Consider the following 19,338-nt stretch of genomic DNA (forward strand, 5'->3'; position numbering starts at 1 on the left):
TCATGTTCCGGTACGCCTTCCACCTCGCAGCATCCGCGGTCGCGGATGCCCCGAAGGCTGCCGTCGCCCACCTCACCGCCGCAGTCGACGGCGCCCGAAGCTGACCCTCCCCGGATCGTCCGGCGGACCCCGCAGGGGGAGGGTCGGCCGGCCCCAGGGGTCCCCACCACCGCCACGAGGCTTCGAGGTACCGCCATGTCCAAGACGGCGTACGTCCGCACCAAACCGCATCTGAACATCGGCACGATGGGCCATGTCGACCACGGCAAGACCACCCTGACCGCCGCCATCACCAAGGTCCTCGCCGAGCGCGGGGCCGGCAGCACCACCCGGTACGTCTCCTTCGACCGCATCGACCGCGCCCCCGAGGAGGCGGCGCGCGGCATCACCATCAACATCGCGCACGTCGAGTACGAGACCGACACCCGGCACTACGCGCACGTCGACATGCCCGGCCACGCCGACTACGTCAAGAACATGGTCACCGGCGCCGCCCAACTCGACGGCGCGATCCTCGTCGTCTCCGCGCTGGACGGGATCATGCCGCAGACCGCCGAGCACGTACTGCTCGCCCGGCAGGTGGGCGTCGACCACATCGTGGTCGCGCTCAACAAGGCCGACGCCGTCGACGACGGCGAGGATGCGGTACTGACCGACCTCGTCGAGCTGGAGGTACGCGAACTGCTCACCGCGCACGGCTACGGCGGCGACGCCGTGCCCGTCGTACGGGTCTCGGGGCTGAAGGCCCTGGAGGGCGACCCGAGGTGGACGGCCTCCGTCGAGGCGCTGCTCGACGCCGTGGACACCTACGTGCCCATGCCGGAGCGGTACCTGGACGCGCCGTTCCTGCTGCCGGTGGAGAACGTGCTCACCATCACCGGCCGCGGCACCGTCGTCACCGGCGCCGTCGAGCGCGGCACCGTACGCGTCGGCGACCGGGTCGAGGTGCTCGGGGCGTCCGTCGAGACGGTCGTCACCGGCCTGGAGACCTTCGGCAAGCCGATGGAGGAGGCGCAGGCCGGGGACAACGTGGCGCTGCTGCTGCGCGGGGTCGCCCGCGACACGGTGCGCCGAGGGCACGTGGTCGCCGCACCCGGCAGCGTCGTCCCGGCGCGGCGGTTCCGGGCCCGGGTGTACGTGCTGTCGGCGCGCGAGGGCGGGCGCTCGACGCCGCTCACCACCGGATACCGGCCGCAGTTCTACATCCGCACCGCGGACGTGGTCGGCGACGTGGACCTCGGCGAGGCCTCCGTCGCCCGGCCCGGCGACACCGTCACCATGACGGTCGAGCTGGGGCGGGACGTGCCGCTGGAGACGGGGCTCGGCTTCGCGATCCGCGAGGGCGGCCGCACCGTGGGCGCGGGGACCGTGACCGCGGTGGAGTGAGTGCCGTGCGGTGAGTGCCGTGCGGTGAGTGCCGTGCGGTGAGTGCCGTGAGGTGAGCGCCGTGCAGTGCCGAGAAGTGAGCGCCCCGCCGGCACCGGCACAATGGGCGGGTGAACGAAGCCATACCCGTCAGCCGGGTCACCGACCACGGCACCGCCAAGCTCATGCCCGACGTCGACCGGGAACGGGCCTGGCTGCTCACCGTCGACGGGGCGCCGCAGTCGTACGTCGACCTGGACGAGCCGGCGCACCTGGAGTTCGAGTACACGCGCCGGCTCGGCCACGTCCTGGACACGGTGGCCGAGCCGGGGCGTGCGCTGGCCGTGCTGCACCTGGGCGGCGGCGCGTTCACCCTGCCCCGGTACGTGACCGCGACCCGGCCCGGCTCGCGGCAGGACGTGGTGGAGGCCGACCGGGGCCTGCTCGACCTGGTCGCCGAACACCTCCCGCTGCCGCCGGACGCGGGCATCACCGCCCACGGTGCCGACGCCCGCGCCTGGCTGGAAACCGCCCCCGCGGACTCGGCCGACGTCCTCGTCGCCGACGTCTTCGGGGGCTCACGGGTGCCCGCGCACCTGACCTCGGTCGGCTACGTGCGCGAGGCGGCCCGGGTGCTGCGCGCCGACGGCGTGTACGTGGCCAACCTGGCCGACGGGGCGCCGTTCGGCTTCCTGCGCGGCCAACTGGCCGGATTCGCCCAGTTCTTCGAGGAGCTGGCCCTGATCGCCGAACCGGGGGTGCTGCGCGGGCGCCGCTTCGGCAACGCGGTGCTCGTCGCCGCGCACCGGCCGCTGGACACCGCGGCCCTGGCCAGGCGCACCGCCGCCGACGCCTTCCCGGCCAGGGTCGAGTACGGGCCCGCCCTGCGGGACTTCACCGGCGACGCCCGGCCGGTGCGCGACGAGGACGCCGTACCGTCGCCCGAGCCGCCCGCCGGAGCGTTCGGCATCGGCTGAGCGGCGCCCCGTCCGGCCCGGTGTGCCTACGACTCGGTCGGCGGTTCCTCGGTGAGGCGCACGGTGCTGAGGATCTTCTGGACCGTCGCGTCCGGGACCTCCTCCTTGACGCCCTTGGCGCCGTACAGGTTCCAGGTGACGAAGTCGCCCGCGCCGTTCTTGAACGCGAAGGTGGTCGCCTTGCCCTCGCTGTCGCACTTGCCCTTCTGGGGCGTGCCCTCCGAGTGCGCGGTGATGACGCTGCCCTTGATGCCGGACGTGGTCGTGTACGCCTTCGGCTTGCCGTACTTCACGCTCTTCTTGTCGGGCTGCGTGTAACCGCCGTAGATCCACCACGGCACCCGGGTCTCGGCCGCCTGGTCAGTGTTCTTGGCGCCGCTCTCGCCCCGGGTACCGACGGTGGCGAGGGAGGTGCTCTCCTTGCGGCCGTCCTTGTTCTCGTCGGTCGTGCACCACTCCGACTTCAGGTAGGCCGGGGCGGTGACGCTGGTGCGGTCGGTCTTGCCGTCCTCTTCCCACTCGAAGCCCACGCTGGTGTCCGTGCTGTCGATCTCCCAGTCCGCGGGCACGTCGAACATGGTGCCGAAGCGCGGATTGGCGACGACCTTCCAGCCGTCGATGGTGGCCTTGGCCCCCTCGCCCCCGCGCGGATTCTCGTCGGAGCCCGACGCGCTCGGGTCGGCGGTGGGCGACTCGGACTTCTCCACGGTCGGACTGGCGGACGTCTTCTTGTCCTTGCCGTCGTCCGCCTGGTCGTCCTTGTCGCCGCCGAGCACCAGGAACCCGGTGACACCGGCGGCCACCACCACGGCGAGGGACGCGACGATCGCGACCAGCTTCGTCCGGTTGCCGCCGCCACCACCGCCGCCCGTCGCGGGCTGCGCGACGGTGGCCGGCTGCGGCGTGCTCCACTGCTGCTGGCCGTACGCGCCGGGCTGCTGCTGGTAGCCGGGCTGCTGATACGGATTCGGCTGCTGGTACCCCGGCTGCTGGTACGGGTTGTTCTGGTTCTGCGGGTTCTGCTCGCCCCCGGGCGGCTGCTGTCCTGGCCACATGAGCAGTCACCCTAATGCCGCCCAGGAAACGATTCGGTCACCGGCCCTTGTCAGGGACGTACCGAAACCGGTGAACCTAGGCGTCCGACGGGGTGTACTCCCTGACGGTGGCCAGAATCTTGCGGACGGTGGCCTCGGGCACCTCGTCGGCCACGCCGGCCGCGCCGAAGAAGGACCACGAGACGAAGTCGCCGCCGGCGGACGTGAACGCGAAGGTGGTCGCCTTGCCGTTCACGTCGCACTTGCCCTTCTTCGCCACCCCGGAGGACCGGGAGGTCGCCACGCTGCCCTCGATGCCGGAGGCGGTGGTGAAGGACGTCACGGGCCCGGTGGAGACCTTGTCCCGGTCCGGCTGGGTGTAGGCCCCGTAGACCCAGGTCGCGGAGTCGGTCCGGGCGATCTCCTCGGTGCTCCGGGCGCCGTTGTTGCCGCGGGTGCCCGCACTGGCCAGGGGCGTGTGGTCGACCGAGCCGTCCCGGTCCCCGTCGGACCCGCACCACTCCTCCTTCAGGACGGCGGGGGCCTTCATGGCGACCAGGGGCTTCTCGTCGGGGTCGTCGTCCTCGGCGACGTAGGTGACCCAGTCGCGCGACTGCGGCACCCAGGACGCCGGTACGTCGAAGGCGATGCCGTGGTCGGGGTTGGCCACGACGGTCCAGCCCTCGACGGTCGGCTTCGGGGCGTCGGCACCGCCGCGCGGGTCGTCGGCGGTGGACGCGGACGGGGCGGAGGCGTCGGAGGAGGACGCGGTGGGACCGGGCCGGGCCCCGTCGTCCTCGTCCCCGCCCAGCAGGACGACCCCGGTCACGGCGGCGGCGACCACCACGACCGCGGCGGCCACGACCGCCACCACCTTGGTACGGCCGCTGCCGGGTCCCCGGTCGGCCGGTCCGCCGGACGTGACCGTGGGTGCGTTCCAGGGGGCGGCCTGCTGCTGTCCCGCGTACGGCTGCTGCTGGTAGCCGGGCTGCCGGTACGGATTGGGCTGCTGCCGCGGATCGGGTCCGCCGGTGGGTGACTGCTCTCCTGGCCACATGGGCGCTCAGCATACGGCGATCTTCGCGGGCGCCTGGTCCTGGAAGCTACTCGTGGGTAACCTGACTTCATGAGCGCAGATCAGATGTCGATCGGCGAGTTGCTCGCCGCCACGGTGCCGATGGTCCGGACCCTGAACCTCGAGTACCTGGAAACCACCCCCGAGAAGGCCGTTCTGGCCCTCCCGGACCAGAGCGAGTACCGCAACCACGTCGGCGGACCGCACGCCGGAGCCATGTTCACGCTGGGCGAGTCCGCCAGCGGTGCCATCGTGCTGGCCGCCTTCGGAGACCAGCTCAACCGGGCAGTGCCGCTGCCGGTCACCGCGGAGATCGCCTTCAAGAAGATCGCCCTCGGCCCGGTCACCGCCACCGCGACCCTCGGCCGCCCCGCCGCGGACGTCGTCGCCGAACTGGACGCCGGCCGGCGCCCCGAGTTCCCGGTGAGCGTCGCCATCCGGCGCGAGGACGGGGCCGTCACCGGTGAGATGACCGTCATATGGACCCTGCGCCCCAACAGCTGACCCCCACCGACCCGGTACGCTTCCCGGTGCGCCTCGTACGAGGCGCACCGGGAACACGCATCCGAAGCGGAGGGTGGGGCGTTGCACGTCCAGGAATGGCTCGACACGGTGCCCGCGGCGGCCGTCTACGCCGTCGTCGGACTCGTCATCGGTCTGGAGAGCCTGGGCATCCCGTTGCCCGGCGAGATCATCCTGGTGTCGGCGGCCCTGCTGTCGTCGCAGCACGGCGGAATCGACCCACTGGTGCTCGGTGCCTGCGCCAGCGCGGGTGCGGTGATCGGTGACTCCATCGGGTACGCCATCGGCCGCAAGGGCGGCCGGCCGCTGCTGGCCTGGCTGGGCGGGAAGTTCCCCAAGCACTTCAGCGAGGGACACGTCGCCACCGCCGAGCGGTCCTTCCAGAAGTGGGGCATGTGGGCCGTCTTCTTCGGCCGCTTCGTCGCCCTGCTGCGCATCTTCGCGGGCCCGCTGGCCGGTGTGCTGCGGATGCCGTACTGGAAGTTCCTGATCGCCAACGTCCTCGGCGGCATCGTCTGGGCGGGCGGCACCACCGCCGTCATCTACTACGTCGGCGTCGTCGCGGAGGACTGGCTCAAGCGCTTCTCCTGGCTGGGCCTGGTGGTGGCCGTCCTGATCGGCATCGCGTCCATGCTGATCGTCAAGCGCAGGGCGGGCAGGACCCAGCCGGAGGCCGAGCCGGTCGTCGCCGGGGAGTGAGGCGCGCCCCCAAGGGGCGCGGGGAACTGCGCGAGCAACCACAACCAAGCCGCGGACGGCCGATCACAGATCCTCCCCCACCGCATCCCGATGCGCTCCAGCCAGCGCCGCGTACATCGTGCCGTTCAGCGTGACCCCCTGACGCTCCTCCTCCGTCAGCTCCCGCTTCACCTTCGCCGGCACCCCCGCGACCAGTGACCCCGGCGGCACCCGCATGCCCTGCGGGACCAGCGCCTGGGCGGCGACCAGTGAACCGGCACCGATCACCGCGCCGTTCAGGACCGTGGCGCCCATGCCGATCAGGCAGTCGTCCTCGACGGTGGCACCGTGCACCACGGCGTTGTGCCCGATGGAGACGCGCTCGCCGACGGCGACGGGGAAGCCGGGGTCGGCGTGGAGCGTGCAGTTGTCCTGGACGTTGCTGTCCGCGCCGACGGAGATCCGCTCGACGTCGCCGCGCAGCACCGCGCCGTACCAGACACTCGCCCCGGCGTGCAGCGTCACGTCCCCGACGACCGTGGACGTCGGCGCCACGAAGGCCTCGGCGTCCACCTTCGGGTCCTTGCCGCCGATGCCCGTGATCAGCGCCTTCTGCGTCATCTTCGCCTCCTGCTCGGGTGTTGTACGGCACCGTACGCCACCCGGTGGGGTGAAGATCACAGCGCGGTACGGCCCTGGCCGCACCGCCCGCGGACTACCGTGAGCGGGTGCCCCACCGCAAGAACACGTTCTCGTCCTGGCGGAGCCGCCTCGCGCAGCGGGCCGTCCACGCGGGCTGGGCCTGGGTGCAGCGCACCGGTTCCGTCACCGCCGCGCACCCCGGGCGCTTCCGCTTCGGCGCCCTGGGCACGGGCACCCGGCTCGCCTTCCCGCTCGGCACGGTCTTCGGCGAGCCCTGGATCCACGTCGGCGCCCACTGCATCGTCGGCGAGCAGGTCACGCTGACCGCCGGGCTCATGCCCGACCTCGACCTGGGTCCGGAGCCGATCCTGCGCATCGGCGACGGAGTCGTCCTCGGCCGGGGCAGCCACGTCATCGCGGACACCACCGTCACCATCGGCAGCGACTGCTACTTCGGCCCGTACGTCTACGTCACCTCCACCAACCACTCCTACGACGACCCGCACCAGCCCATCGGCAAGCAGTGGCCCCGGATGGACCCGGTGGAGATCGGCCCCGGCTGCTGGATCGGCACCGGCGCGGTGATCCTGCCGGGTGCCCGGATCGGCCGGAACGTGGTCGTGGCCGCCGGTGCCGTGGTCCGGGGCACCGTCCCCGACCACGCCGTGGTGGCGGGCGCCCCCGCCCGCGTCGTACGGCGCTGGACCCCCGCCGAGGGCTGGCAGCCGCCGCTCAGGACCCCGGCTCCGGTGCCGATTCCGGACGGGATCACGCCGGGGCAGCTGCGGGAGCTGTCCAAGCTGGACGACGAGGCGGTGGCCCGGCTCGCCGAGCTGGACGCCCCGGCGGACGCGGCGGGCAGGCTGGCCGAACCGGCCGCGGAGGGCTGAGCGGGAGCCGGGGCGAACGGCACCGTCGCCGCGCCCCGCAGTACAGTGCGGTGGACCTTCGGGTGCGGCGGACCGTGGTCCAGTGCAATGCACCCCGTCATGCACCTCATGCACAAGCCGGATGACGCACAAGTTACTGGACGGAACGTGGCGGACCTCGACCTGCTGACCCAGTCCCTCGCGCGCAACGTCAAGCGCTGGCGCACCGAGCGCGGCTTCACCCTGGAGGCGCTGGCGACGCGTGCCGGTGTCAGCCGCGGCATGCTCATCCAGATCGAACAGGCCCGCACCAACCCCAGCCTCGGCACCGTCGTGAAGATCGGCGACGCGCTCGGTATCAGCATCACCACCCTGCTCGACTACGAGCAGGGCCCCACGGTCCGCGTCGTCCCCGCCGAACAGGCCGTGCGCCTCTGGCACACGGACGCCGGCAGCTTCAGCCGGCTCCTCGCCGGAGCGGAGGCGCCCGGGCCGCTGGAGATGTGGGAGTGGCGGCTGATGCCGGGCGAGAGCAGCCCCTCCGACCCGCACCCGGGCGGCACGGTCGAGCTGGTGCACGTGACGGCCGGAGAGCTGACCCTCACCGTCGACGGGGTGGCCCATCGCGTCCCGGCGGGCGCGAGCGCCTCCTTCGAGTCCGACTCCCCGCACACCTACGGCAACGAGGGCGACGCGCCGATGGAGATGATCATGGCGGTGTCGGTCCCGCCCGTCCGCTGAGACGGCCGTTCTCCGGCGCACCGGCCCTTGTTAGCGTGCCGCCATGCACGCACCCATCGGGAACTTCGACAGGGCCACGCCCGCCCCGGACTGCCTCGACGAACTGACCCGCCCGGTCGCCGACGCCGTACGCCTGTGGAGCGGCAGCGTCCCCGCCGACCGGATCCTCTACGTCGACACCGAACCGGAATGGGCCGACACCGCCACCTTCGTCGAGCACTACGGCCGTGAGCTGCTCGAACGGTCCGCCAACTGCGTCGTGGTCACCGGCAAGCGCGGCGGCGGCACGACACTGGCCGCCTGCGTGGTGCTCTCCACCACCCGGGTCGACGTCAACGGCGTCGTGCGCCGGCACCTCGGGGCGCGCAAGGCGTCCTTCGCCCCGATGGACACCGCGACCGGCGAGACCGCCATGGAGTACGGCGGCATCACGCCGGTCGGCCTGCCCGGCGACTGGCCCGTGCTGGTGGACTCGGCCGTCGTCGACCTGCCGTACGTCCTCGTCGGCAGCGGACGCCGGCGCGGCAAGCTGCTCGTGCCGGGCAAGGCGTTCGCGGAGCTGCCCGGCGCCGAGGTGCTGGAAGGACTCGGCGTCGCCTGAGCCGCCACGCGGACATCATGGCGACGGCGCCTCGGTCCCCGGGAACGGTCGCGGCGGCACTCGCCACGGGAAGACTCCTGGCGGGTCCCGGTCGGCGAAGCTATGCTCCCCGCGATGACTACTCCTCCACTCGGCAGATTGGGGGACCCGTCCACGCAAGGTGAGTGCTGATGGCCACTCACCTCGTGAACGGGTACTCCGACTCCCGCCTTTCCTTCTGGCGGCGCGTGCGCGAGTTCGCCGTGCCGCCCTCCATGATCGAGACCGCGACCTCCCGCCGCCGTGCCGGGGACTGGGCGGGCGCGTGCGCCGCCGCGGCCGTCGACGTCGACCTCGACCTGCGTTCCGCGGCCCGCGCCCACGGCCACGCGCTCGCCTCCCGGCTCCGGACCGACCTGCGGCACCTCGCTCCCGACCTGCTGCGCTGGCACATGCCGAGGATCGCCCCGGACGGCCTGCTCCGCCCGGGCCTCACCCTCACCCTGGCCCGGTACGACACCGAGGCCCGCGACGGCGTACGTCCGGTGCACCTCGTCGTCCGTACCCCGCCCGCCTGGGCGGACGGCGGTCAGCGCATCAGCCTCGCCCTGTGGGACGGCTCGGGCCCGGACACCGGCACCGCACGGCACCCGCATCCCCGGCCCAGCCGACGCTTCCGGCTCGACCTGCACCGTCACCTGTGGGACGCGCGCAGAACCCCTGAACTGCGCGTCCGCTCGGGCGCCGACCTGCCACCGCCCGCCGACCCCCCGCCCGGCTTCCCGGAACCGCCGGGGACGGTGCCGCCGGGGCGGCGCTGTGCCGTCGGCCGGTGGGCGGCCGAGGCGCGGATCCTGCTCCGGGCCGAGGACACCGGGCCCACGACGGTCGTCGTACGGATCGGAGCCGGACAGCGGATCGCCCTGGAAACTGACCCGGGCGAGGGGGATCCGCCGGCGCCGCCGCGGATCGCCGCACTGCCCCCCGGCGGCACCTCGTCCGGGCTGCCGATGCTCCCCGACGCGGCCACCTGGATGCTGCCCGACCTGGAACTGGTCCGCGCCGGAGCGATCGGGGCGGACCGACTGCATCCGCTGGTCGCCACGGCACTGGCACCGGACCGGCGCCATGTGCCGGCCGCCCCGCCACGGTCCTGGGACCCGGCGACGGGCCCGCGGATCGTCGACTGCCGCGGAGCCCGGCACCGGATCGGCCTCGTCGACGGAGCCCTCGCGGCCCTGGACCACGATCCGGCCGAGACCCGCCGCGAGGAACTGCTCGCGGCGCTGACCGGCACGCCGCTGCCCTGCTTCCAGGCCATCGACGAGGCACACCGGCGCCCGGAGTGCCTGCCCGACATCCGCGAACGCCTCAACCACGGGGACACCGCCGGTGCCCTCGCCGTCGTCGAGAGCCTGCTGGGTCCCGCAGCACGCCTGCGTGACGGCGCCCTGCGGGACGACCTGGAGGCCGCCGCGCGACGGCGGATCGCCCACGGCATGTTCCGCGCGGGCCTCGACGAGCCCCCGGCGAGGCACGTCCGCCCGGACCGGCACCGGCCGCGCGAGGGCCGCTCACGCCCGCGCCACGCGACCTTCGACTGACCCCGGGGGATTACGGCCCCCCACCGAGGCCCCCGGGCCGAACTCCCCACCCGGCGCGGCATCCCGCCCACGACTGACCCTCAGGTGATGACAAATGATGACATCTGCCCCCGCCATGCCCTCCCAGCTCGACGTGGCCGGTGAACTGCTGACCCTGCTGCGCGACACGACCACCGAACCGCGGCCCGACACCCAGCTGGAGGCCCTCACCCTGGCCGTGGCCGCCGACCTCCCCGTGCTGCTGTGGGGAGAACCCGGGATCGGCAAGACCGCGGCCCTCACCCAGCTCGCCACCGCCCTGGACCTCCCGCTGACCACGGTGATCGCCAGCGTGCACGAACCGTCCGACTTCTCCGGGCTGCCCGTCGTCGGCGACGACCCGGCCGAACAGGGTGTTCCGATGGCACCGCCGGACTGGGCCGTGCGCCTGGTGCGGGCGGGCCGGGGCCTGCTGTTCCTCGACGAACTGTCCACCGCCCCGCCCGCGGTGCAGGCGGCACTCCTGCGTCTCGTCCTCGAACGGCGGGTCGGCGCGCTGCGTCTGCCGCCCGGCGTCAGGATCGTGGCCGCCGCCAACCCGCGGTCCTCGGCGGCCGACGGCTGGGAGCTGAGCCCGCCCCTGGCCGACCGGTTCGTCCATCTCCAGTGGACCCACGACCAGGACGTCGTCGTACGGGGCCTCGGCGGAACCTGGCCCCGGGCGACACTGCCGAGCCTCGACCCGGCAGCGCTGGAGGAGGCGGTGCGGTACGCGCGCCGGGCGGTGTGCGAGTTCCTCACCGCCCGACCCGGGCTCGTACACCGGCTGCCCGGCGGCGAGACACGCCGGGGCGGCGCCTGGCCGTCTCCGCGGAGCTGGGAGATGACCCTGTGCCTGATCGCCTTCGCGACCGCGGCCGGCTCGTCCAGGGAGGTGCTCTCCCTGCTGGTGCGGGGGACCGTCGGGGACGGTCCCGGGCTCGAATTGATGGCGGGCCTGGACCGGATGGATCTCCCGGACCCCGAGACACTGCTCGCCGACCCGGCGGGCGCGGTGCTGCCCGAACGGGGGGATCTGCGCCAGGCCGTGCTGGACGGCGTGGTGGCCGCCGTACGCAAGCGGCCGGACAGGTCCCGGTGGGACGCGGCGTGGGCGCTGCTGGCCCGGGCGATGGAGACCGGCACCCCGGACGTCGTGGTCGTCCCGGCGACGACACTCGCCACGCTGCGGCAACAGGGCTGGGACGTGCCCGCCTCGATCGACCGGCTGGCCGGGGCCATGTCCCTGTCCCGACGCGCGGACCGAGCGGCAGACCGAGCGGCGGCACGCATCGCGGGCACCGCGAAGGCGGGCCGATGAAGCCGATGAAGCCGAAGGCGCCGGAGTGCCCGACCGGAGGGGACGGCGGTGCGTCCACCTCGCCCGGAGCGGGCGTCGGCGCGCGGGACGGGGGCAGGCCGTGCGGGGGCAGGCCGGACGGGGGCAGGCCGGACGGGGGCAGGCCGGACGGGGGCACGGCGGACGGGGGCACGGCGGACGGTGGCGGGGCGAGCGCCGTTCGGTCCGCAGTGCCCCGATCCGGTCCCTCGGCACCGGTCCCGGCGGCGCCGAGGGGGACCGCTTCGGGCGGGATAGCGTCCGGCGCGGAGACGACCGGCGCGGAGGCGTCCGGCGCGGAGACGGCCGGGGCGGGCCGGGTGAGGATCGACCTCGACAAGCTTTTCGCCGCCCGGTTGCAGGCCGCCCGGGCCCGGCCCTACCTGGCGACGGCGCTGTTCGCCCTGCACGTCGTCCCGTCGCGCGGGGTGCCGACGATGGCCGTCGACCGGCACTGGCGGTGCTACGTCTCGCCCGGTTTCGTGGACCGTACGTCCGTGGAGGAACTGGCCGGCGTCTGGGTGCACGAGGTCTCGCACCTGCTCCGCGACCACCACGGCCGCAGCGACCGGGTGGCCCGCGAGCGCGGGCTGACCGGCCCGGCGGAACGGCTGCGGATGAACATCGCCGCGGACTGTGAGATCAACGACGACGTGTTCGGCGACGGACTGGTCCGCCCCGAGGGAGCGGTCGACCCGGAGTTCCTGCGACTGCCCGAGGGGCAGCTCATGGAGGACTACCTGCGCCAGTTCCGGCTCGGGCGGCTCACCGAGAGCCTGGCCTGGCTGGACTGCGGCAGCGGTGCCGACGGCCTCGACCGGGAGTGGGACCTCGGTCCCGACGGCGCGGACGGACTCAGCGAACAGGAGCGCGACGCGGTGCGCTTCCGGGTGGCACGGGGCATCAGCGCCCGCCCCGGAAACGCGCCGAAGAGCTGGCGGCGCTGGGCGGAGCAGGTGTTCCATCCGCCGCAGCCCTGGCGCGAGTTGCTGGGGGCGGCGGTCCGCTCGGCGACCTCCGCGGGCGGCGCGGGCGAGGACTACACATACGGAAGGCCGTCGCGCCGCTCGGCCGGAACTCCCGGCGTGGTGCTGCCCAGCCTGCGCCGCAGACCGCCCCGGGTCGCCGTGGTCGTCGACACCTCCGGATCGGTCAGCGACGCCGAACTGGGCAGCGCGCTCCTGGAGGTCGCCGCGATCGCCCGCGCCGTCGGCGGCCGACGCGACCTGGTCAGCGTGGTGCCGTGCGACGCGGCGGCCCGGGTCACGCACTCCCTGTGCCGGGCCGAGGGCATCCCGCTGGTGGGCGGCGGCGGAACGGACCTGCGCGCCGGCTTCGCGAAGGCGCTCCGTTCGCGTCCCGCGCCGGACGCCGTGGTGGTGCTGACCGACGGGCAGACCCCCTGGCCGGCCGTCCGGCCCGCGTGCCGGACGGTGGTGGGCCTGTTCCCCCGGGAGCGGAGCCGCTCCTACGACGAGGACGACCCCGACTACGTTCCCGACACACCGCCCGACTGGGCCCGTGTGGTGGTCATCGAGTCCGGTGCGGGCGCCGGCGGCTGAGCCCCGGCGCGGTCAGCCGAGCCGCGGGATCAGCCGAGCCGCGGGATCTCGATCGCCGGGCAGCGGTCCATCACCATCTCCAGGCCCGCGGCCCGGGTCCGTTCGTACGCCGCGTCGTCGACCACGCCGAGTTGGAACCAGACCGCCTCGGCGCCCTTGGCGACCGCCTCGTCGGCGACCGGGCCGGCCAGGTCGCTGTTGACGAAGACGTCGACGACGTCCACGTCGAACGGGACCTCCGCGAGGGAGGCGTACCCCTGCTCGCCGTGCACCGTCTCGGCCTTGGGATGCACCGGCACGACGCGCTTGCCGAAGCGCTGCAGCACCTCGGCGACGCCGTAGGCGGCGCGCTGCCGGTTGTTCGACAGGCCCACCACGGCCCAGGTGTCGCCCGACTCGGTGAGGATCTTGCGGATGGTCTCCTCGTCGCCGTACACCGGCGGCCTCCTCGTGCTCTCGGCTCGTGCTCTCGGGGCGGCCCGCGGATCGCGCCACCCGCTCGGGACAACGGACGGCGGCGTGCCGGGATTCCCGGGGCGGCGGGAGCGGTGCCCCGAGCGCGCCCCGGTGCGTCGTCGAGTCACACCGCCTACGCTCGCCCCGTGCTGCGCATCATCGACGCCCGAACCGGAGAATCCGCCCCCGCCGCCCCCGCCCGGCGGGCCCCGACGCGGGTCGAGGCGCACCCGCCGGGGCGGGACGCCACCGCCCTGCGCGTCATGCTCGTCGCGGACCTGCTGGTGCGCGTCCTGGAACTCGACGGCACCCCGGTGTGGGCCGTGCTCACGGGCGCGGAAGCGGGGGAACGGCTGCGCAAGGACGCCGCCGCCCTCGGCATCCGGCCCTTCGAGGACGGAGCGGGCCACGGAGCGGGCACCGGACAGGGCGTCCGCGTCGTGGGTGAGCGCGTGAGCGGGAAGGGGAGCGGGGACGGGAGCGGCAGCGGTGAGGCGGTCCCGGACGCGGTGGCCGTCGCCGTCGCCCCCGTGCACCCGGCCGGCCTCGGCCTCGCCGGCCTCGCAGACTCCGACGCCGTGCGCCTCGCCCTGCTGGAACGGCACCACCACGCGCGCGTGGAGCTCGACACGGCCACGCTGGACGAGGCCCGGGACACCCTCGCCCGGTGGCGCCGGGCGGTCGCCGACTGGGCCCGGCACCCCTCACGTCCGGTCCCCGGCGAGGTGCGCGACCGGCTCCGGGCCGCCTGGGAGGACGACCTGGACGCCCCCGGGGTGCTGCGCGTCCTGCGCCGGGTGGAGACCGACCCGGACCTCGCGGACGGAGCCCGGTTCGAGATCTGCGCGTACGCCGACCGGTTCCTCGGCCTCCATCTCACCCGGGACGTCGGCACCGTGTACTGACCGGCCGCGGCCCGCCCCCGTCCGCAGCGACCGGGGCCGGAGGGCGCGGCACGCCGAGCGCATAGGGTGGCCGGATGCAGGACGAGTACCGAACGGTCGCCCGCGCGGGCGTGCACGAAACCGAGATCAACCGCTCGCGCTTCCTCTGCGCCCTCGCCCCGGCCGCCACCGAACAGGACGCCCAGGCGTTCGTCGCCGGCGTGCGCAAGGAGCACGCGGACGCCACCCACAACTGCTGGGCGTACGTCATCGGCGCCGACGCCGGGGTCCAGAAGGCGAGCGACGACGGCGAACCGGGCGGCACCGCGGGCGTCCCGATGCTCCAGATGCTGCTGCGCCGCGACATGCGGTACGTCGTCGCCGTCGTCACCCGCTACTACGGCGGCGTCAAACTCGGCGCGGGCGGACTCATCCGCGCCTACGGCGGCGCGGTCGGCGAAGCCCTGGACGACCTCGGCACCCTCACCCGCCGCCGGTTCCGCCTGGCCACGGTGACCGTCGACCACCAGCGGGCCGGCAAGCTCCAGAACGACCTGCGCACCGCGGGCCGCGCGGTGCGCGACGTGCGGTACGGGGAGGCCGTCACCATCGAGGTCGGCCTGCCGGAGGCCGACGTGGACACCTTCCGCTCCTGGCTCGCGGACGCCACCGCGGGAGCGGCCGGCTTCGAACTGGGCGGAGAGGCGTACGGGGACGCCTAGACAAGGCGGACAACAGGGATGTAACGGTCTTTGGTGGCGCCGTGGGCGGGGCGAAACGGGAGTTACCGCCCGGGCTGTCGGACCCTCCCGTTAGTCTCGGGGATCATGCGACTGCTGCACACTTCCGACTGGCACCTCGGCCGGGCGTTCCACCGGGTGAACATGCTCGGCGCCCAGGCCGGGTTCGTCGGCCACCTCGTCGAGACCGTGCGGGAGCACGCCGTCGACGCCGTGGTCGTGTCGGGGGACGTGTACGACCGGGCGGTGCCGCCGCTCGCCGCCGTCGAGCTGTTCGACGACGCCCTGCACCGCCTCGCCGACCTCGGTGTGCCGACGGTGATGATCTCCGGCAACCACGACTCGGCCCGCCGGCTCGGGGTCGGTGCCGGGCTCATCGACCGGGCCGGCATCCACCTGCGCACCGACCCGGCGGGCTGCGGCACCCCCGTGGTGCTGGCCGACGCCCACGGGGACGTGGCCTTCTACGGGCTGCCGTATCTCGAACCGGCGCTCGTGAAGACCGAGTTCGGCGTCGACAGGGCGGGGCACGAGGCCGTGCTCGCCGCCGCCATGGACCGGGTGCGCGCCGACCTCGCCGCGCGTGCGCCGGGTACCCGGTCCGTCGTCCTCGCGCACGCCTTCGTCACCGGCGGCGAGCAGAGCGACAGTGAGCGGGACATCACCGTCGGCGGGGTCGCCGCCGTGCCCTCCGGTGTGTTCGACGGCGTGGACTACGTGGCGCTGGGGCACCTGCACGGCTGCCAGACCCTCACCGAGCGCGTCCGCTACTCCGGCTCCCCGCTGCCGTACTCCTTCTCGGAGCACCGGCACCGCAAGAGCATGTGGCTCGTCGATCTGGGGGCCGACGGGTCGGTCGCCGCCGAGCGGATCGACTGTCCGGTGCCGCGCGCACTGGCCCGGCTGCGCGGCACGCTGGAGGACCTGCTCGCCGACCCGGAGCTGAGCCCGCACGAGGACGCGTGGGTCGAGGCGACCCTCACCGACCCGGTCCGCCCCGACGAGCCCATGGCCCGGCTCACGGAGCGGTTCCCGCACACGCTCAGCCTCGTCTTCGACCCCGAGCGGGCCCCCGACGAGCCCGGCGTGTCCTACGCCCGGCGCCTCGCCGACCGCAGCGACCAGCAGATCGCGGAGGACTTCGTGACCCATGTGCGCGGCGCCGGGCCGGACGACCACGAACAGGGCGTGCTGCGAGACGCCTTCGACGCCGTGCGCGCGGACGAGAGCGTGCGGGAGGTGGCCCGGTGAGGCTGCACCGGCTGGACATCACCGCCTTCGGGCCCTTCGGCGCCTCGCAGAGCGTCGACTTCGACGACCTCTCGGCCGCCGGGCTGTTCCTGCTGCACGGCCCCACCGGCGCCGGCAAGACCTCCGTCCTCGACGCCGTCTGCTACGCGCTGTACGGCTCGGTGCCGGGAGCCAGGCAGGGCGGCAGCGGCCAGGGCATGACGCTGCGCAGCGACCACGCGGCCGCCGGCACCCGCACCGAGGTGCGCCTCGAACTGACCGTCGCGGGACGCCGGCTCGAGGTCACCCGGCAGCCGCCCTGGGAACGCCCCAAGCTCCGCGGCAAGGGCACGACCGTCGACAAGGCGCAGACCTGGCTCCGCGAGTACGACGCCACGGCCGGAACGTGGCGGGACCTCAGCCGGTCCCACCAGGAGATCGGCGAGGAGGTCACGCAGCTGCTCGGCATGAGCCGCGAGCAGTTCTGCCAGGTCGTGCTGCTGCCGCAGGGCGACTTCGCGCGCTTCCTGCGCGCCGACGCGGAGGCACGCGGCAAGCTGCTCGGGCGGCTCTTCGACACCCGGCGGTTCGCCGAGGTCGAGAAGCACCTCGCGGAACGGCGTCGGGCGACCGAGGCCCGGGTGCGCGAAGGGGACGCCGCGCTGCTGGCCGACGCGCACCGGATGCAGCAGGCCGCGGGCAGCGCCATGGAACTGCCCGAGCTGGCGCCGGGCGAGCCGGGCCTGGCCGAGGCGGTCCTCCGTGCCGCCGCCGTCGCCCGGGCCACCGCCCGGGAGCTGCTGGCGGTCGCCGACTGCCGGCTCACGGCCACCGAGTCCGCGCAGGCCGCAGCCGAACGGGACCTGGCCGGCACCCGCGAACTCGACCGGCTGCAACGCCGGTTCGCCGAGGCACGGGAGCGTGCCGCCCGGCTGGCGGAGCGGGCCGGCGCCCACCGCGCCGCGCAGGAGCGCATGGAGCGCGGCCGCAAGGCCGGGGCGGTGGCACCCGCGCTGGAACTGCGGGAGGCCACCGACACGGAACACCTGAGGGCGACCGCCGCGGAAGCACGCGCGCGTGCCCTGCTGCCGCAGGCGCTCGCCGGCGCGGGTGCGACCGGGCTCGCCGCCGCCGCACGCCGGGCCGCGGAAGAACTGGGTGGCCTCGAGTCGGCCCGGCGCGCCGAACGACGCCTCACCGAACTGGTCGAGGAGCGGGCCGGCCTCGACCGCCAGGAACGCGCCGACGACGACGTGCGGCAGGAGGCGGAGACCTGGCTCGCCGACTGGGAGACCACCCGCGCCGGGCTCCAGGGCCGCGTCGACTCCGCGCAGGAGGCCGCGACCCGCGCCGAACAGCTCGCCGTACAGCGCGACCCGGCACGGCGGCGGCTCGACGCCGCCCGGCAACGGGACCGGCTCACCGACGACACGGAGGAGGCACGGCGGCAGGCGCTCGCCTCGGCCGAACACGCCGTCGAGGCCCGCGCCCACTGGCTCGACCTCAAGGAACAGCGCCTGCGGGGCATCGCCGCCGAACTCGCCGCCAACCTCACCGACGGCGCGCCCTGCGGGGTGTGCGGCGCCACCGAACACCCCGCCCCCGCACGCAAGAGCGCCGGCCACGTCGACCGCGAGGCGGAGGAGCGCGCCCTCGCCGCCTACCAGGCGGCCGACGAACGGCGAGCGGATGCCGAACGGCAGCTGGGCGCCGTACGGGAGGCGCTCGCCGCCGCCGCGGCGGAGGCCGGTGACGCGCCCACGGCCCGGCTGGCCGAGGAGGCCGGGGAGGTCGAGCGGGAGTACACGCGGGCCCGGGCAGCCGCCTCCGGGCTGCATGCCGCGCAGGAGGAACTGCGGGGCGCCGAGCGCGAGCGCGAGGAACGCGTCGCCGCTCAGCAGCAGGCCGCGGTCCGGTCCGCCTCCCGGGTCGCGGGGCGCGAGCGGCTGGAGCGGGAACAGGCCGTCCTGGAGGAGGAGTTGACGCGGGCCCGCGGCGTTGCCGAGAGCGTGGCGGCGCGGGCGGCCCAGCTGGAGCGACAGGCCGCGCTGCTCACGGAGGCGGCCGACACCGCCCGCGTCGCCGAGGACACCGCCCAGCGGCTCAAGGACGCCGACGCCAGGCTCGCCGACGCCGCCTTCCGGGCCGGTTTCGACACCCCCGGGGACGCGGCCGCCGCCCTGCTCGACGACACCGCCCACCGCGAGTTGCAACGGCGGCTCGACGCCTGGCAGTCGGAGGACACCGCCGTCCGCGCGGTCCTCGCCGAGGCCGACACCGCCGACGCCGCCCGGCGGCCGCCCGCCGACCTCGCCGCTGCGGAACGGGCAGCCGTCGACGCGGGCCGCCGCCTGCGCGAGGCGTCCTCGTCCCGGGATGCCGCCGCCCGGTGCTGCGCCGAGCTGGACCGGCTGTCCGCGCGGGCCACCACCTCCGTACGGGGGCTCGCCCCGCTGCGCGAGGAGCACACCCGGGTCGCCCGCCTCGCCTCCCTCGCCGCGGGCACCTCGGCGGACAACGAACGCCGGATGCGCCTGGAGTCGTACGTCCTGGCCGCCCGGCTCGAGCAGGTCGCCGCCGCGGCCACCGCCCGGCTGCTGCGCATGTCCTCCGGCCGCTACACCCTCGTCCACTCCGACGACCGCACCGGGCGCGGCCGCAGCGGCCTCGGCCTGCACGTCGTCGACGCCTGGACCGGCCGCGAGCGTGACACCGCCACGCTGTCCGGCGGCGAGACGTTCTTCGCCTCGCTCGCCCTCGCGCTCGGCCTCGCCGACGTCGTCACCGACGAGGCGGGCGGCGTCCGCCTGGACACCCTCTTCATCGACGAGGGCTTCGGCAGCCTCGACGACCAGACCCTCGACGAGGTCCTCGACGTCCTCGACGCGCTGCGCGAGCGGGACCGCAGCGTCGGCATCGTCAGCCACGTCGCCGACCTGCGGCGCCGCATACACGCCCAACTCGAGGTCGTGAAGGGGCGGTCCGGGTCGGTACTGCGGCAGCGGGGCGCCGGCTGAGGGCC

Annotated in this window: 18 protein-coding genes; 14 read left to right on the forward strand and 4 right to left on the reverse strand. The window is 74.5% G+C overall.

Annotated features, from left to right (window positions below; all coding sequences use genetic code 11):
* The first annotated feature begins 195 nt into the window (after nt 1-195).
* The gene (tuf, locus tag OHA99_RS31560; RefSeq protein ID WP_153180862.1) at nt 196-1,386 is read left to right on the forward strand and encodes an elongation factor Tu; all 1,191 of its coding nucleotides are present in this window, start codon (nt 196-198) and stop codon (nt 1,384-1,386) included.
* Nucleotides 1,387-1,496: 110 nt separating this feature from the next.
* The gene (locus tag OHA99_RS31565; protein ID WP_405698455.1) at nt 1,497-2,342 is read left to right on the forward strand and encodes a spermidine synthase; all 846 of its coding nucleotides are present in this window, start codon (nt 1,497-1,499) and stop codon (nt 2,340-2,342) included.
* Between the two features lie 26 nt (nt 2,343-2,368).
* On the opposite strand, the gene OHA99_RS31570 is transcribed toward OHA99_RS31565, so the two are convergent.
* Both OHA99_RS31570 and OHA99_RS31575 read right to left on the reverse strand, forming a co-directional pair.
* Nucleotides 2,369-3,397: a hypothetical protein gene (locus OHA99_RS31570; protein ID WP_153180864.1), complete on the reverse strand. Its 1,029-nt coding sequence runs from the start codon at nt 3,395-3,397 to the stop codon at nt 2,369-2,371.
* Between the two features lie 76 nt (nt 3,398-3,473).
* Nucleotides 3,474-4,433 (reverse strand): hypothetical protein, encoded by a 960-nt coding sequence (locus tag OHA99_RS31575; RefSeq protein ID WP_405698456.1) that lies wholly within the window; start codon nt 4,431-4,433, stop codon nt 3,474-3,476.
* An 84-nt stretch (nt 4,434-4,517) separates the two neighbouring features.
* On the opposite strand from OHA99_RS31575, the gene OHA99_RS31580 reads away from it, so the two are divergent.
* On the forward strand, nt 4,518-4,955 hold the full coding sequence (locus tag OHA99_RS31580; protein ID WP_153182069.1) for a DUF4442 domain-containing protein: 438 nt from the start codon (nt 4,518-4,520) through the stop codon (nt 4,953-4,955).
* Between the two features lie 81 nt (nt 4,956-5,036).
* A complete protein-coding gene (locus OHA99_RS31585) occupies nt 5,037-5,672 on the forward strand; it encodes a DedA family protein (protein WP_153180866.1) in 636 nt (211 codons plus the stop codon).
* A 63-nt stretch (nt 5,673-5,735) separates the two neighbouring features.
* Here OHA99_RS31585 and OHA99_RS31590 read toward each other — a convergent pair whose 3' ends face one another.
* A complete protein-coding gene (locus OHA99_RS31590) occupies nt 5,736-6,272 on the reverse strand; it encodes a gamma carbonic anhydrase family protein (protein ID WP_153180867.1) in 537 nt (178 codons plus the stop codon).
* A 107-nt stretch (nt 6,273-6,379) separates the two neighbouring features.
* On the opposite strand from OHA99_RS31590, the gene OHA99_RS31595 reads away from it, so the two are divergent.
* The 6 genes from OHA99_RS31595 to OHA99_RS31620 all read left to right on the forward strand — a co-directional run bounded on the left by OHA99_RS31595 (nt 6,380) and on the right by OHA99_RS31620 (nt 13,006).
* Entirely contained in the window at nt 6,380-7,183 is an 804-nt protein-coding gene (locus OHA99_RS31595) for an acyltransferase (RefSeq protein WP_153180868.1), read from the forward strand.
* Nucleotides 7,184-7,330: 147 nt separating this feature from the next.
* Nucleotides 7,331-7,903 carry a helix-turn-helix domain-containing protein gene (locus tag OHA99_RS31600; protein ID WP_153182070.1) on the forward strand — a complete coding sequence of 191 codons (573 nt, stop codon included), beginning with the start codon at nt 7,331-7,333 and terminating at the stop codon, nt 7,901-7,903.
* A 43-nt stretch (nt 7,904-7,946) separates the two neighbouring features.
* Complete coding sequence (locus tag OHA99_RS31605) at nt 7,947-8,504, forward strand: YbaK/EbsC family protein (RefSeq protein ID WP_153180869.1); 558 nt, start codon at nt 7,947-7,949, stop codon at nt 8,502-8,504.
* Between the two features lie 170 nt (nt 8,505-8,674).
* A complete protein-coding gene (locus tag OHA99_RS31610; RefSeq protein ID WP_405698457.1) occupies nt 8,675-10,087 on the forward strand; it encodes a hypothetical protein in 1,413 nt (470 codons plus the stop codon).
* Between the two features lie 94 nt (nt 10,088-10,181).
* On the forward strand, nt 10,182-11,426 hold the full coding sequence (locus tag OHA99_RS31615) for an AAA family ATPase (RefSeq protein WP_405698458.1): 1,245 nt from the start codon (nt 10,182-10,184) through the stop codon (nt 11,424-11,426).
* Nucleotides 11,427-11,764: 338 nt separating this feature from the next.
* Nucleotides 11,765-13,006, forward strand: coding sequence for a DUF2201 family putative metallopeptidase (locus OHA99_RS31620; RefSeq protein ID WP_405698459.1), 1,242 nt, complete (start codon nt 11,765-11,767; stop codon nt 13,004-13,006).
* A 29-nt stretch (nt 13,007-13,035) separates the two neighbouring features.
* Here OHA99_RS31620 and OHA99_RS31625 read toward each other — a convergent pair whose 3' ends face one another.
* Nucleotides 13,036-13,443, reverse strand: coding sequence for a CoA-binding protein (locus OHA99_RS31625; RefSeq protein WP_405698460.1), 408 nt, complete (start codon nt 13,441-13,443; stop codon nt 13,036-13,038).
* A gap of 165 nt (nt 13,444-13,608) precedes the next feature.
* Between OHA99_RS31625 and OHA99_RS31630 the strand changes: the two genes are divergently transcribed.
* The 4 genes from OHA99_RS31630 (at nt 13,609) to OHA99_RS31645 (ending at nt 19,333) form a co-directional block, all read left to right on the forward strand.
* Nucleotides 13,609-14,367, forward strand: coding sequence for a hypothetical protein (locus tag OHA99_RS31630; protein ID WP_366473426.1), 759 nt, complete (start codon nt 13,609-13,611; stop codon nt 14,365-14,367).
* A 74-nt stretch (nt 14,368-14,441) separates the two neighbouring features.
* Complete coding sequence (locus OHA99_RS31635; RefSeq protein WP_153180874.1) at nt 14,442-15,068, forward strand: YigZ family protein; 627 nt, start codon at nt 14,442-14,444, stop codon at nt 15,066-15,068.
* Nucleotides 15,069-15,173: 105 nt separating this feature from the next.
* Entirely contained in the window at nt 15,174-16,337 is a 1,164-nt protein-coding gene (locus tag OHA99_RS31640; protein WP_153180875.1) for an exonuclease SbcCD subunit D, read from the forward strand.
* On the forward strand, nt 16,334-19,333 hold the full coding sequence (locus tag OHA99_RS31645; protein WP_153180876.1) for an AAA family ATPase: 3,000 nt from the start codon (nt 16,334-16,336) through the stop codon (nt 19,331-19,333). Before OHA99_RS31640 ends, OHA99_RS31645 begins: the two co-directional genes overlap by 4 nt.
* The last annotated feature ends 5 nt before the right edge of the window (nt 19,334-19,338 follow it).

Origin of the sequence: Streptomyces coelicoflavus (genome assembly GCF_045041415.1) — a bacterium.
Classification (GTDB): Bacteria; Actinomycetota; Actinomycetes; order Streptomycetales; family Streptomycetaceae; genus Streptomyces; species Streptomyces coelicoflavus.